Source organism: Actinomadura macra NBRC 14102 (assembly GCF_001552215.1).
In the GTDB taxonomy this organism is placed as follows: Bacteria; Actinomycetota; Actinomycetes; order Streptosporangiales; family Streptosporangiaceae; genus Spirillospora; species Spirillospora macra.
In genome coordinates this window covers 210021-223718 of sequence record NZ_BCQT01000018.1, presented here as the reverse complement: position 1 = coordinate 223718, position 13698 = coordinate 210021, and the positions used below count along the sequence as shown (strand labels likewise).

The following is a 13698-nucleotide window of genomic DNA, read 5'->3' as shown; positions in this document are numbered from 1 at the left end:
ATCACCCGATATCGCCCACCCGTGCCGTGGCGTCGTCCGATCCGGTCACGAACCATGTGGCGTCCGGCGCCAAGGCGATCCAGCGCGCAGCGGCGTCGTGTTCGATCACGGCGCGCTGGGTCCCGTCAAGTTCGTACACCGCACCCGTGCCGCGGTCGGACGCGGCTGCCAGCAGCGTGCCGTCGGCGCTGAAGACGATCGGGGCGATCCGCGTCGCCTGGTGCACGACGGTCTGCAGGTCGCCCGAGGGCAGTGTGAACAGCCGCAGCCTGCTGTAGGCGCCAGTCGCCAGTACCGTACCGGTCGGGCTGATGGCCACCGTGTCCACCTCGGTGCGCAATCCCTCGTCACAGGTGGGGTCCGGATGTTCGAGGCTCAGGAGTTCTTGGCCGGAATCGATGTGGAAGAGACGGACGAGCCCATCGGTGCAGGCGGTGGCCAGGGCAGCGCCATCCGGAGTGAACGCCACCGAACGGACCACTCCGTTGTGGGCGAACTGCCGCCGTTCAGCACCGGACTGGGTGGTGAACACCCGCGCGGAACCGTCGGTGCAGCCGGTCGCCACGAGATCGCCGTCCCGGCTGATCGCCACGCTGTGCACCGCACCGCCGTGCAGCCGGCGGAACCGCTGCGTCAGTCCGGCGGTGCCGAACACCCGCAGGATCCCGTCCTCGCTCCCGGTCGCCAGGATCGCGCCATTCTCGCTCGCGACGACGGTGAGGACTTTCCCGTCGTGCTCGAAGCGGGCTTTCTGGACTCCGGTGTCGGTGTCGAACACTCTCGCCGTGGTGTCATCGCTTCCCGTCGCGACCCACTGGCCGTCCGGACCGAAGACCAGGCTGCGCACCGGGCCACCGTGGGTGAGGCGGCTGTGCTCGTTTCCGGTCCGGGAGTCGAGGACGCGCGCGGTACCGTCGGCGGAGCCGGTCGCGACCCAGCGACCGTCCGGCGAGGCGGCGACGGCGTTGACCGCACCGCCGTGCACGATCGACAGCCGCGCCTGAGGGACGGCCGGGTCGACGATCCGTGCGCGCAGGTACGTTCCCACGGACGTCCGCGAACCGTCCGGGCTGAAGGAGACCGGACCGGCTTGTGTCCTGGCCAGCCTGCACCGCTCGGCTCCGTTCACCGGGTCGAAGAGCACCGCGCCCGCCCTGCCTGACGTGGCGACCCACCGGCCGTCCGGGCTGAACAGCGCGGAGTACGCCTCATCGCCGTGGTCGAAGCTGGACAGGAGATCGCCCGTCGTCGTGTTGAAGACACGTGCGATGCCATCCCGCCCCGCAGTGACCGCGCGGTTCCCGTTCCGGTCGAGGCGGATGTCCTGCACCAGGGCGGTTTCGCCACCGACCGGGTCGATCAGCCGGCGAAGGAGCGTGGCGGTGGCGGCGTCGACCAGGACCGCACCACTGTCGCCTCCGACGCCCACCAGCCGTCCGTCCGCGCTCCAGTCGGTCTTGTTGAACACCCCTTCGAGGTCAATCCGCCTCTGTTGGCTCCCCGTCGCCGCGTCGAAGAACCGCACACCTCCGGGGCCGGGCGCGAAGAACCCCACCGCGTGCGCCACGGCGATCCCCGTGCTGTCGGGGCTCCATGAGAAGTCGACGTTCTGGTCGGGTTCACCCAGGTTGGCGCATCGGCAGACCTCGGCGCCCGTGGCGGAGTCGAGTACGAGCACCGCCGCGCCGATGCAGACGCCCACCCGCTGCCCGTTCGGGCTCCACCGCAAGGCGTAGGCCGACTGATCATGGCGCACCCGCCACTGTTCGGCCCCGCTGACCGCGTTGAACATCACCACGGCCGGGCCCTGGTAGGTGCTCGTGACCGCCCGGTTCCCGTCGGGGCTGAACGCGACGCCGCCGAAGCCGGACCTGAGCAACGCGCATCGTTGGGCGCCGGTCGTCGGCGCGAAGACCCGTTCGGACGTGGCCGCCCACCGCCCGTCCGGACTGAACGGCACGGTGCCGTCCGAGGTATTCGAGTCCACAGCGCAGATCTGTCGGGCCAGGTAGGTCATGACCGCCTCTCGGGAGCGTCAGTTCGTCTGCGGTCTTCCTGCCGAGCCTAGGAACGCCGGACGTGCTCATGGACGGGTTCGACAAGCAATCGACCGCCCAGGCAAGCAAAAAGTAACTCTCTGTCACTGAAGCGGCGACGGTGATTCTCTGGCCGATCCAGGTAGGGGTGGAGAGGGTCGATTGAGATGGAGTGGGATTCATGGAGCCATCGCTGCGGCAGGTCGGGCAGGCGGTGAAACGCCTCCAGTGGCGCCACCAGCGCGAAGCGAACCGGAGGCTGGCCGAGGTCGGACTGTCCCTCGCACAGTGGGACGTGCTGCGGAACCTGGAGGAGCACCCGGACGCCTCCTTGCACCTGCTGGCTCAGTTGTCGTTCCAGACCGATCAGTCGATGGGGGCGCTCGCGACGCGGATGATCGACCGCGGGCTGCTGGAGCGGATCGATGGCCCGGGACGTGTGGTGCGCCACCGGCTGAGCGCGGAAGGAGAACGGCTGCGGCGTGCGGGCGCGGACGTCTTCGACGCCGTCCTGGCGGAGTCGCTGGGTACCCTCGCACCCGACGACCTCGCGACACTGCTCCGCCTGCTCAGCGCGGCCGCGGACGCCTGACCGGCACCGTCTCAAGGCGGCGCGCGGCGAGCCGGTTCAGCCGATGTCGGTCACCAGCACCGTGGCATCCGACGACCCGGTGACGAACCACGTGGCGTCCGGGGCGAAGGCGGCCGCCCGCACGCCGGAGTTGTGCACCAGCAGGGCGCGCTGGTTGCCGGTGGCGTCGTACACCGCGCCCGTCCCGTCGTCCGACGCGACCGCCAGCAACGCCCCGTCGGCGCTGAAGACGAGCGACCCGATCCGCGACCAGTGGAACGCGGTCGTGCGCAGGCCACCCGAGGGCAGTCCGAACAGGCGCAGATGGGTGTCCGCGGCGGCCGTCGCCAGCATCGTGCCGGACGGGTTGATCGCGACGACTTCCACCGCCGTGCGCACCGGGTCGTCGGAGTCCGCGTCGAGGTGCTCCAGGCGCAGCCGCTCGGCGCCGGTTGCGAGGTCGAAGAGGCGGGCGAACCCGTCGGTGCAGGCGGTGGCCAGGGCGGAGCCGTCCGGAGTGAACGACACCGAGCGCACCGGCTCGTCGTGCGGGAACTGCCCCTGATCGGCACCGGTACGCGTCTTGAACACCCGCGCGGTCCCGTCGGCGCACCCGGTGGCCACCAGATCACCATCTCGGCTGATCACCACACTGTGCACCGCAGCGCCGTGCACCCGGCGGAACCGCTGTGTCAGTCCGGCGGTGCCGAACACCCGCAGGAACCCGTCCGCACCGCCGGTCGCCAGGGTCGCGCCATCCTTGCTGGCCACCACGGTGAGGACCTGCCCGTCATGCGCGAAGGCGGCTTTCTGAGCCCCGGTTTCGGCGTCGAACACCCTCGCCGTCGCGTCCTCGCTGCCCGTCGCCACCCAGCGGCCGTCCGGAGAGAAGACCACACCGAGCACCGGGCCGTCATGGACGAGCCGACAGCGCTCGCCACCGGACCGGGAGTCCAGCACACGCGCGACACCATCGGCGCACCCCGTCGCGACCCACCGGCCGTCCGGCGAGACGGCGACGGCGTTGACCGCACCGCCGTGCGGGATCGACAGCCGCTCCTGACGCGCCGCCGGATCGAAGATCCGCGCCCGCAGGTACGTCCCGGCGGAGGCACGCGAGCCGTCCGGACCGAACATGACCGGGCCCGCCGCGTCCCGGGTCAGGCGGCACCGCTCGGCGCCGGTCGCCGCGTCGAAGAGCACCGCGCCACCGCTGCCGGAGGTCGCGACCCACCGGCCGTCCGGGCTGAACGAGGCGTGGAACGCCTGGTGGCCGTGATCGAAACGGGACAGCAGCGCACCGGTCACGACGTCGAAGACCCGCACGGCGCCGTCCCGCCCCGCGGTGACCACCCGCCGGCCGTTCCGGTCGAAACAGACGTCCTGCACCTGAGCGTCGAGACCGCCGACAGGTGCGATCAGGCGGATCCGGATCGCACCGGTGGCCGCGTCGACCAGCACCGCGCCGCCATCGCCACATCCGGCACCCACCAGCCGTCCGTCCGGGCTCCAGCACGTGATGTTGACCCACGTACCGAGTTCGACGCGCCTCCGCTCCACCCCGGCCGCCGCGTCGAAGAGCCGCACGCCTCCCGAACTGGACGCGAAGAACGCCACTCCGTGCCCGAGGGCGATCCGGTCGCCGTCCGGGCTCCACGAGAAGGTCCGCGACCGGTCGGGTTCGGGCAAGCCCACGCATCGGCTGCGCTGGGTTCCGGTGGCGGCGTCGAGGACCCGCACAGCCCCGTCCGAGACGGCACCCACCGACCGGCCGTCCGGGCTCCACCGCACCTCGTAGACCGACTGGTCGTGGCTCACCCGCCACTGCTCGACCCCGGTGACGGCGTCGAACATCACGACGGCGTTGCCCTCCCAGTGGCTCGTCACCACCCGATCGCCTTCTGGGCTGAACCCGGCGAGGCCCCAGCCTCCCAGGGGCGACAGCGCGCACCGCTGGACGCCGGTCACCGGCGAGAAGACCCGGTCGGACGTCGCCGCCCAGCGGCCGTCAGGGCTGAACGGCACCTGCGCGTTGACCGAAGGGGTGGTCGTAGAGACGATCTGGCGGGCCAGGTAGGTCATGGTCACCTCCGGTCGCCGGCGCGGACACGCCGGATCGTGCCGCGGCGGACGGTGGGCTCGGTCATGACCGCGGACGCCGCGGATTCGAGCGTGACCGTGACGACCGCCCCGGCCGGGTAGCGCAGACCGACGGTGGGCGGTGCGACGGTCGTGACGTCCAGCAGGAGGTCGGCGACGAGCCCCAGCGAACCGGTGACCGCGTAGCCCGGGGAGCCGAGGCCTGGCGGAGCTATCTTCGGAGTGAACATCGCAACCCCTACACGACCGTGACCAGTCGCTTGTAGTAGATGTCCGGGTTCCCCTCGCGGTCGATGGACCAGAAGACCCAGATCGCGCCGTCGGGCGCGACGAGAGCGTGCGCGGAGTTGTTGTGACCGTCCGCGGCGGTGAGACCGCGAGTCTCGCCCCAGGTACCGCCTGCCGGGTCGCGGCGCATCGCTCTGAGATCTCCCGAGCCGCCCCCGCGCGTCCAGAACAGCCAGATCCCGCCGTCGGCGTCCTCCACCGCGCACGGACTCTTGTCGGTCGTGGTCGTGCCGGGCAACGGCTGCGCCTCCCACCCCCCGGGCCGGAAACGGCTGGCCTTCAGGCCAGTGCCGGACGTCCAGAACGCCCACACCTCGCCGCTCCGGGTGGTGAGCAGGAAGGGCTGCGGGTCGAAGTTGCCGGCGCCCAGGGTGCTCTCGTCGAAGACGCCGCCAGAGCCGGGCTCGAATCGCAGGACACGCAGGTCACTGTCCGCCTTGAATACCGCCCAGACCGTGCCCGCCGGACCTGTGGCTGCGTGGAAGATCTCCGCGGCGGTGCTCGCGGTCGCCGACAGCGCGACCGGGCCCGCCGAATCGACCCACTCTCCGGTCGACAACCGCCACCGCCGGTACTGCCACTTGTTCACCGTGGCGGTGGCCAGGTGGAGGAAGACGGTGGCCAGGTCGCCGGTGACCGCCACGAAAGGGCGGGCCTCGGCGGATCCGGCGGAGTCGGCCACCTTGATCTCGGACGCCGCCGCCAGACCGGCCAGCGGTGCCCGCCGCATCATGACGTCGGCGTTGGCGCCGATGCCGGTCTGGTAGGCCACCAGGATGTCGCCGTTCGGCAGCCCCACGGCATGGGGAGCGAAGTGGGCGGTGCCGGTCGTCACCTGAATCGGGGGCGAGGTGAAACCGCGGGAGGTGTCGGCGAGGCTCATCCGCGCGGCGAACACCTGCTCGACGCCCGCGGTCCGGTCGCTGTACCAGAGCGCCACGAGCCCGCCAGTGGTGTCGGCGATGAAGGAGCGGCCTATGACGTCGAGCGCAGTGGACTTGTCCACCGCGGCCTCCGGCGTGGTCGGCAACGCGCCGCGCAGCAGCGCGTTGACCGCCTCCCGCAGGCTGATCGGCGGCCGGCCCCGGCCGGCGAGGTACTCCTCCGCCCGGGTACCGAGGACGTCCTCGATCAGTGTGGCGGGTGGGACGAACAGTCGCCGGCGCCGCAGGTCGGTGACGTCGCCGGGGCTGACGGCCGCCTCCCGCGGACGCCGGTCCACCGAGGCCAGCGGCGTGTAGGAGTGCCCGGCGATGAAGTCGGGATCGCCCGTTCCCGGCGGCGCGGTGCCGCGCCGGACCCGGACCGCCCATTCGCGCTTCATCCGGGCGCAACTCTCGGTGCCCAGGCCGCCGTGGACCAGGCTCGGATCCTCGGCCGGGGTGACCAGCCGCTCCCAGACGTCGAGGTAGACCAGCACCCGCCCGCCCTCGCCGGGCAGCGCCGTGATCTTGGGGACGCCGAGCCGGGCGGCCTCGGCGTCGGCCGCCGCGCCGCGCGACTCGTGCAGCCGCTGCGCGGTGAACGCGACGGTCGCGTCGATCATCACGTCGAGGCCGTCCACCAGGCACCGGCCGATCCGGCGCAGCGGATCCACCGCGCCGGTCACCCCCGCCCGGATCTCGAAGTCGTTGTCGGCGCCGGTACCGGCGATCCGGAACCCGTCGTTGCCGTCCGGCACGCCGTCGCCCACGAACCACTTCAGGAACGCCCGAAGCTCGAACTTCTGGATGTCCTCGCGCTCGTTGACGTCGGCGTCCACGATCGGCACGCCCTGCTGGAGCCTGACCCGCACATAGCGCCGCAGCGGGTCGAAGGTGTCGGTCGAGATCACTGCCATGGGACTCTCCCCCCGCTCAAAGGACCAGCCAGACGGTGCGCTGGAGGGTGCTCGCCGGATCCCGCGGGATCGCCGGATGGATCACGTAGTCGATCAGGACGGTGGCGCCGTCCAGCACGCCGACCAGGCCGAACTCGCGCAACGTGGAGTCGGTGTGGTCGGCGTCCGGCCAGTCGGGCACACCGGGGCCGAGGGTCGCCACGATCTGCAGCCTGTTCGTCGGCGCCGCGGTGACCGTCGAGCCGGTGAGGTAGTCGATCTGCAACGACCTGCGCGGCACGGTGAACGGATGCCGGTCGACCAGCGCCGCCTGGGCCGCGGTCGCCGGCGGTGACCCGGGCGGCTGGTCCCACGCCGGGTCGCCCTTGCCGACCTGGAGCCCGGTGATGCCGCCCGCCGTGGTGGCGGCCCCGTGCAGGAAGCCCGTCAGCAGCCGCCGGCAGTCGGCGACGATCACGTTCTTGCGCACGCCGCCGTCCCAGGCGACGCCGCCGCCGCGGTCCAGCAGCACGTCTCGGTAGTAGCCGGCGATCATCCTGCCTCCAGGTCAGCGGGGCGGCGGGTACCAGGCCCGCCGCCGCAGGGTGGTGGGATCGGACCGGTCGGCCGTCACGTGACCGGCGGTGGTCGCCAGCAGGAACGACCAGTCGGGCAGTGCCGCCGCGGTGGTCCCGGCAGGGCCCGCGTACCGCTCCACGAACGGGTGCACGTCCTGGAAGCTCTCCTGGATCGGCGCCCGCGGCGGGTAGAGGGCCTCGACGTCGATGCGCGGCGCGAACACCAGCACGGCCCGGACGTTGATCGGCAGGAAACGTTCCAGTAGCGGCCGCAGTCGCTCCTCGATCTGCGCCGACAGCGGCGCGTCGGGCAGCAGCGGGCTGAGGAAGAGCGCGACGGTGCCGCGGGTGTAGAGGTCGGCGTCGTCCAGCCGGTCGCCGGCCCGCGGCTTGCACGGCGTGTAGCAGAGCTGGTCGTCCCACTGGCGGCGCCGCCCGGCGCGGGCCGCGTCGCCGAGCACGACGGTGGTGCCGCCGGCGAACCGGCGCAGCGTCCCGGTGTCGGACGGCGGGTCGGCGAGCCCGGCGACCGCGACGCCGCGGTCGCTGCGGAACAGCACCCGGGGCGCGCCGGCTCCGGCACCGTCCGGGGTCGGCACCGCGACCGGGGCCTGGTCGGCGGCGGGACCGGTGAGCACCGGGACCGGGTCGGGCACCGCACCACCGGCCGCCGGGACGTCGACCGACCAGAGGTCGGTGCCGCCGGCGCGGTCGGACCGGAAGTAGACCCGCACCGTGCCGCCGTCCACACCGACCGCGGACGGCTCCCGGTCGGCGCAGCGCCTCGGCGCGGACGGGACGCGGGTGACCTCGGTCTGCGGTCCCCAGGTCCCGGTGGCCGGGTCCAGGATCCGGCGGGCGAGCGTCCGCACGTCCGCGGGGTCGCCCACCTTGTGCATCCGCGACCAGAGCAGCCAGAGCGCGCCGCCGCCCGCGCCCGGCACCCCGGATCGCGGTCGGCTCGCGGTTGCCGCCGGCACCGTCGGCGAGCACCTGCGGGGCGTCCCAGCCGGCGCCGGTCCAGCGTGCCGCCGCCACCGTCCACCGCGTCCCGTCGTGCGCGGACCAGAAGAGCCGCACGTGGGACGGGCCGTCCACCACCGCGTACGGGTCGGCGACGCGGCCCGCCGGCACAGCCGGGACGTCGAGCGGCGGTGTCCAGTCGACCCCGTCGCCCCCGTCGCCGACCGCCACGCCGTCCGGGCCCGTCCAGCCGAGCACCCCGGCCGCGTCCGAGGCGGCCGGCTCCACCGCGAGGCGCCGGTCGCCGCCGGCCGCCGCGGTGGCGAGCACGACGCGCCCGTCTGGCCCGGCGGTGCCGACGGCGCCGGCCAGCCGGGCGGTCAGCACCGCGGCCACCTCGGCGGCCGTCGCGACGGACGGGTCGGCGAAATCGCCCGCCGTGAAGATCACTCCTTGCCGGCGGCCGTCGACCCGGACCACCAGCCGCGCCCCCGGCCAGAGCGCGAACGGTGCCGTGTGGCCCGTGCGCAGCCGCGCCGGGGCCGGCTGCCGGACGGTGCCGAGGGAGAACCGCAGCCGGGCGGCGGCGCTCTCCGGCCGGTCGAGCCAGGCCAGAAAGATCCGGCCGTCCGGCAGTTCGGCCGCGGCGGGCGCGCCGGCCGGCGTGGCCGCGCCACCGGACGGCACCGGGATCGAGTCGTGCCAGGCGCCGCCCTGGAAGGTCTTGGCGCGCAACGTCCGGCCGGTCCCCCGCGGCGGGACGGTCTCGTAGAAGAGCCGCAACCGGCCGCCCGCGCTCGCGACGACGCTCAGCCGGCCGCCCGGCGCGCCCTCCAGCGTCACCAGTCCCGGCTCGACGTCCGGCCCGGTCAGCGCGAACACGTTGAGCCGGGGCGCGTCGCCGGACCGGACGATCGACTGGGCCATCTCGGCGACCCGGACGTCCCAGCCGGTGTAGCGGACGACGATCGCCCGCAGTGCGGGGACGGTGCCGACGCCCCGGTACAGGTACGGGGCTGCGGCGATCTCGTTGCGCTGCGCCGACACCGGCAGCGTCCGGTCCAGGTCCCAGCCGAGCCAGTGGGCCAGCGGGCCGAGGAAGTCCGGCGGCGCGATCTCGACGTCGTGCAGGGCCCGCAGCCCCTCGGCGGTACTGCGGGCCAGGTTCAGCGGGGCCGCCGCGGCCGACAGGAAGCGGAACAGCTGGCCCGGTGCGGGCACGTCCGCGCGCTGGTGGGCGGCGGGCAGCATCCGGTAGAGGCGGGCCGGGATGCCGTGGTCGGCGGTGGCGAAGGAACTGGCCCGCGACGCGCCGTCCGCGCGGTAGGCCGGCGGCGATGCGGCGTCGCGGGTGAAGACGGTGTAGTAGTGCGTGGCCAGCGTCCGGACGGCCGGGTCGGAGACGCGGTCCACGACCGGGCCGTCGTAGACCACCTGCCCGTCGTCGGGGTCGAGCGGGAACGTGCGCTCGCGGCGCACCACCCGGACGCCGGCCAGCGGCGGGTGCCCTTCGAAGTCGGCCGCGGGCGGGTTGGACCAGGTCAGGTCTATCCGGCCGCCCTCCAGATGGGGGGTGGCGCGGACGGCCGCCACGGTCCTCACGAAACCCCACCCTCGATGATCGTGACGATCGTGGGCCGCCCGGACAGGTCGAACCCGGACGTGGCGGGCGGGTTGTCGCGGTATCCGGGACGGGGCAGTTCCTGCGGCGCGAGCTCGATGATCCCGGTGGCGTCCACCCGCGGGTGCGCCACGATGTCGGCGGGCAGCGCGGGGTCGCGGCCGAACTTGACCACGGTCAGCGACGAGACCTGCTCCAGATCCTGGAGCAGGTCGTAGATCCGGCTCAGAAAAATCTTCTGGCCGAAGGCGACCTGCTCGAAGCCCAGGTACGCACCGATCGCGTCCTCGACCGCCCGCTGCACCGCCGACCGGGTGAAGTAGGGCTGCGCCCACACGCGCGCCGCCAGGTAGATGTCGGCCTCGGTCGGGCCGACCACGGTGACGAGCTCGGTGGCCATCCGGTAACGCTCGAAATGGGCCAGGACGTCCCGGACCAGGGTCTCGGAGGGCGGGGCGACCTGCCCCGCCGGCGCGACATGCAGCACCACCTCGTTCCAGCTCGCCGAGACGGGCTTGACCTTGCCCACGCCGGGCACCAGCCGGGCGATGTCGGCGTGGTCGTCCAGCGTGACGGCGCGGTCCTGGCTGCGGTACAGCCGCGGGGCGAGCGCGCGGGCACGCTCCAGGTCCTCGGCCTCCGCGCCGCCCGCCGCGGCCCGCGGGTTCACGGCCTGCTTGATCTGCTGCCCGGCCGGGACGAACGCCTGCCCCGCACCGATGTTGCCCACCCGTCCGCCGCCCACCCGGTAGCGGGCCGTGATGAGCACCGGGCTGGTCGGGCCCGCGGGCGGCGGCACCATCCCGTTGACCCCGTCGCCGAAGCGGATCTCGGCGCCGCCCGCGGCATCGCGCCGGCTCACATAGTGCCGGTCCACCGGGGTGCTCGCGGCCAGGCTGGGCACCTCCGTCCAGGACGTCGTCCCGCCGGGCTCGGTGACCGCCACCGAAATCGAACCGCGGATCACCGGCCCCCGGCGCAGCGGGTACAGCTGGTTCGGCCGCCCGTCCGACACGGCCACCGGATCGTCCACGACGGTGGTGCCCTCCACGACCGGCAGCGGGTAGAAGCGGCGCAGCCCGTCCACGCCGGGCGGGGGGAGCCGCTCCACGATCACCTCGCCCGGCGTCTCGAAGCGCAACTGGCGCCCGCCCGGCGCGGCGACGGTGAACGCGGTGCCGGCCGGGAGCGTGACGGGCGGGACGACGGCGGCGTCGAACGCGATCTCCAGATCGGCCGAGGCCGGCATGGGCGGCGCCAGTTCGTACCCGATCAGCCGGAGCAGCTGCACCAGCGCCTCCGGCTCGTCGGAGGTCTCCGGCAGCAGGTTGGCGGCGATCCGGGTCTGGTAGTAGAGGGTGAGGTCGGCGGCGTAGGCGAACAGCTCGATGAGCAGCACCCCGAGGTCGCCCTCGCTGTGGTCGGTCCACTCCGGCAGCTTGCGGCGGGCCAGTTCCAGCATCGAGGCGCGCAGCGCGTCGTACCCGATACCGGTGTAGTCGACCGGTGCCCGCGCGGACGGCGGAATCGGGCCGCTCACGGGAGCCCCAGTTCGAGTCGCCGGACGACGTCGTACGGCCGGACCACGTACTCGATCACGACGGTCAGCCGTTCCTCGTTCACGACGACCCGGACGGGCGCGGTCAGCCGGACCTCGGGCATGAACCGGCCCAGCGCACGCTCGATGTCGCGGCGCAGCAGCGGCGCCAGCGAGGCGGAGCCGGGCTCCTGGAGGCGGGCGGGCACCGCGGTGCCGTAGTCGCGCAGCATGACCCGCTCCCCCGCGCGCCCGGCCAGCAGGTGCCGCAGGTCGGCCTCGACCTTGTCGTCGTCGACGGCCCGGGCGACCCCGCCGGACTCGATCCGGAACGGGAACGCCGGGCCCATCAACCGGCCGGTCACCGCCCGCCCCTCACGCGAGCACCTGCGAGTTCGTGGTCACCGACATGACCACCGGGGCGCCCAGGTTGCCGATCCCGGAGTCACCGACCCGGATCACCGGTGCCGCGCCGGGACCGAGCTTGACCAGGGAACCCTTCATCTCCGCGATGCCCGGACCGGCGTCCACCACGATCCCGCTCGCGGTGAGCGCCACCTCGGCGCCGCCGGCGGTCCTCAGCCGGATCCCGCCCGCGTCGAGGGTGATGCTGTGGCCGTTGACACCGTCCCGCAGCGTGATGCCGGACGCGTCGAAGGTGACGTCGTGCGCGTGCGCGCCCTCGGTGATCTGGACCTTCTCGGCCCCCTCCGCGTCCTCGAACAGCAGCGCATGCCCGGCCGCCGAGCGGACGACGCGGCGCCGCGGCGGATTCGCCCTGGCCTCGGCAGGCCACTCCCCCGGCACGTACTGCACACCCGTCCACAGCACCAGCCCCGGATCGCCGCCCTCGAACTCGACCCAGACCTTGGCCTCGTTCTCCGGCACGAAGAAGTAGCCGTACGGCAGGGCAGGACGGGCGGTCATCAGCTCGTCCGGCGGGAAGATGGCCGGGACGGAGACCTTGACCTGGCCAAGGCCCTCATCGTCCCGGTTGTCCTTGACGATCCCCGTGTATTTCCCGAAGTACTGCCCCGGCATTGTGATCCCCTCACCTCACGCACTTGAAATCGGTCCGGTAGCCGCCGCCGTCGACCTTGTGAGTGACCGAGGAGACGTACCACTCGCCGTTGAACCGGTCGTTGACCCCGCGCACGACGACCGTGGACTTGGCGCGCAGCCAGATCGTGCCGGTGGTGCTGCCGGAGGCCGACATGCCGAGCCTGCGGGACTCCAGCGAGTCGTCGGTCGCCTCCAGCTCGTCCTGGTCGGGCACCACCAGGCCGACCGCGGGGCGCCGGGCCGACAGCTTCCGCTGGAGCTCGCGCTTGCGCCGCACGCCCTGCGCGTAGAGGAGCCGCAGCCGGTCGCGGTCCCGCGGGCCGACCCGGGCGAGGCGGCCCTCGTCCAGCTCCCAGATCACGACGTCGACCGGCTCGGCCGGTGTGGAGCCCACCTGCCGGCCCTGCCGGTCAATGTCGGTGACCTCCTTGAGCCGGTCGATGTAGCCGCTGTCGAACACCGGCGAGAAGCTCACGAGGTTGCTGTCCGGCCCGTCGCGGAAGCGCAGCACCAGCGTGTCGGCGCGGCGCAGCGTCACCACCCGGCGCTCGGGGATGAAGTACAGGACCTCCTGGTCGGACTCGTCCAGCTCGACGAAGCACTTGGCGTGATAGGTCTGCGCGAGCTCCTGGAGGAAGGCCAGGTCGGTCTTGCCGTCCTGGTTGATCGGCTTGCTCCTGACCGTCGGGTCGGGGCTGAGCGATGCCTCCACCCGGGCGAAGCCGTACGGCCCGGCCACCGCGCGGACGATGTCGGTGACGGTCCGCCCGCGCCACACCTTCTTGCGCTCGACCAGGCCCATCTCGATCGACCTGTCCTCGCCCTTGATCGAGACGGCGGGCACGCCGCTGTCGGGATAGCCGACCTCCACCTTCGTGATCACGGCCCGGATCAGCAGGGCGTGCTGGCCGGGCTCGGCGTACCCGAGGTCCACCTCGGCGAGGCTGCCCTCGAACAGCCCGTCGGCGTAGACGAGCGCGGGATCGGAGATCGCGATGGTGACGCTGTCGGCCTGCCGGTCGTCCTCGGTCACGGTGACCGAGGTGACCCAGTCGGTGACGTCCTGCCCTTCCAGGCGGACGTTCATGTACGGCACCCGCGTCCCCATCCCTAGCACCCCCGC

The 13698-nt window shown here is 73.0% G+C and carries 12 protein-coding genes and 1 pseudogene; 2 read left to right on the top strand and 11 right to left on the bottom strand.

Annotated features, from left to right (window positions below):
• Position 1: 1 nt before the first annotated feature.
• Complete coding sequence (locus AMA02S_RS28700) at positions 2-2017, bottom strand: WD40 repeat domain-containing protein (RefSeq protein ID WP_067464012.1); 2016 nt, start codon at positions 2015-2017, stop codon at positions 2-4.
• 200 nt (positions 2018-2217) lie between these two features.
• On the opposite strand from AMA02S_RS28700, the gene AMA02S_RS28695 reads away from it, so the two are divergent.
• Complete coding sequence (locus tag AMA02S_RS28695; RefSeq protein ID WP_067464009.1) at positions 2218-2628, top strand: MarR family winged helix-turn-helix transcriptional regulator; 411 nt, start codon at positions 2218-2220, stop codon at positions 2626-2628.
• A gap of 36 nt (positions 2629-2664) precedes the next feature.
• On the opposite strand, the gene AMA02S_RS28690 is transcribed toward AMA02S_RS28695, so the two are convergent.
• From AMA02S_RS28690 to AMA02S_RS28670, 5 genes are read right to left on the bottom strand one after another with little or no spacing between them, the layout of a single operon-like run.
• Entirely contained in the window at positions 2665-4689 is a 2025-nt protein-coding gene (locus AMA02S_RS28690) for a WD40 repeat domain-containing protein (protein WP_067464006.1), read from the bottom strand.
• Between the two features lie 2 nt (positions 4690-4691).
• Positions 4692-4937, bottom strand: a complete 246-nt coding sequence (locus AMA02S_RS28685; RefSeq protein WP_067464003.1) for a hypothetical protein — start codon at positions 4935-4937, stop codon at positions 4692-4694.
• Between the two features lie 8 nt (positions 4938-4945).
• Positions 4946-6835, bottom strand: a complete 1890-nt coding sequence (locus AMA02S_RS28680) for a DUF6519 domain-containing protein (RefSeq protein WP_067464000.1) — start codon at positions 6833-6835, stop codon at positions 4946-4948.
• A 16-nt stretch (positions 6836-6851) separates the two neighbouring features.
• Entirely contained in the window at positions 6852-7370 is a 519-nt protein-coding gene (locus AMA02S_RS28675) for a hypothetical protein (protein WP_067463997.1), read from the bottom strand.
• Positions 7371-7382: 12 nt separating this feature from the next.
• Entirely contained in the window at positions 7383-8372 is a 990-nt protein-coding gene (locus AMA02S_RS28670; protein WP_157430884.1) for a TolB-like translocation protein, read from the bottom strand.
• Here AMA02S_RS28670 and AMA02S_RS28665 point away from each other — a divergent pair.
• Positions 8360-9127, top strand: a complete 768-nt coding sequence (locus tag AMA02S_RS28665) for a hypothetical protein (protein ID WP_067463991.1) — start codon at positions 8360-8362, stop codon at positions 9125-9127. The genes AMA02S_RS28670 and AMA02S_RS28665 overlap by 13 nt on opposite strands.
• Before the next feature lie 203 nt (positions 9128-9330).
• Here AMA02S_RS28665 and AMA02S_RS45120 read toward each other — a convergent pair.
• From AMA02S_RS45120 to AMA02S_RS28640, 5 genes and pseudogenes are all read right to left on the bottom strand, one after another.
• Positions 9331-9606 (bottom strand): annotated as a pseudogene (locus AMA02S_RS45120) (phage tail protein); the annotation flags it as partial.
• Between the two features lie 347 nt (positions 9607-9953).
• Entirely contained in the window at positions 9954-11516 is a 1563-nt protein-coding gene (locus AMA02S_RS28655) for a putative baseplate assembly protein (RefSeq protein ID WP_067463985.1), read from the bottom strand.
• Complete coding sequence (locus AMA02S_RS28650; RefSeq protein WP_067463982.1) at positions 11513-11878, bottom strand: GPW/gp25 family protein; 366 nt, start codon at positions 11876-11878, stop codon at positions 11513-11515. Before AMA02S_RS28650 ends, AMA02S_RS28655 begins: the two co-directional genes overlap by 4 nt.
• Positions 11879-11888: 10 nt before the next feature.
• Positions 11889-12554: a phage baseplate assembly protein V gene (locus tag AMA02S_RS28645; RefSeq protein ID WP_067463978.1), complete on the bottom strand. Its 666-nt coding sequence runs from the start codon at positions 12552-12554 to the stop codon at positions 11889-11891.
• Positions 12555-12564: 10 nt separating this feature from the next.
• Entirely contained in the window at positions 12565-13683 is a 1119-nt protein-coding gene (locus AMA02S_RS28640; RefSeq protein WP_067463975.1) for a phage late control D family protein, read from the bottom strand.
• Positions 13684-13698: the final 15 nt, after the last annotated feature.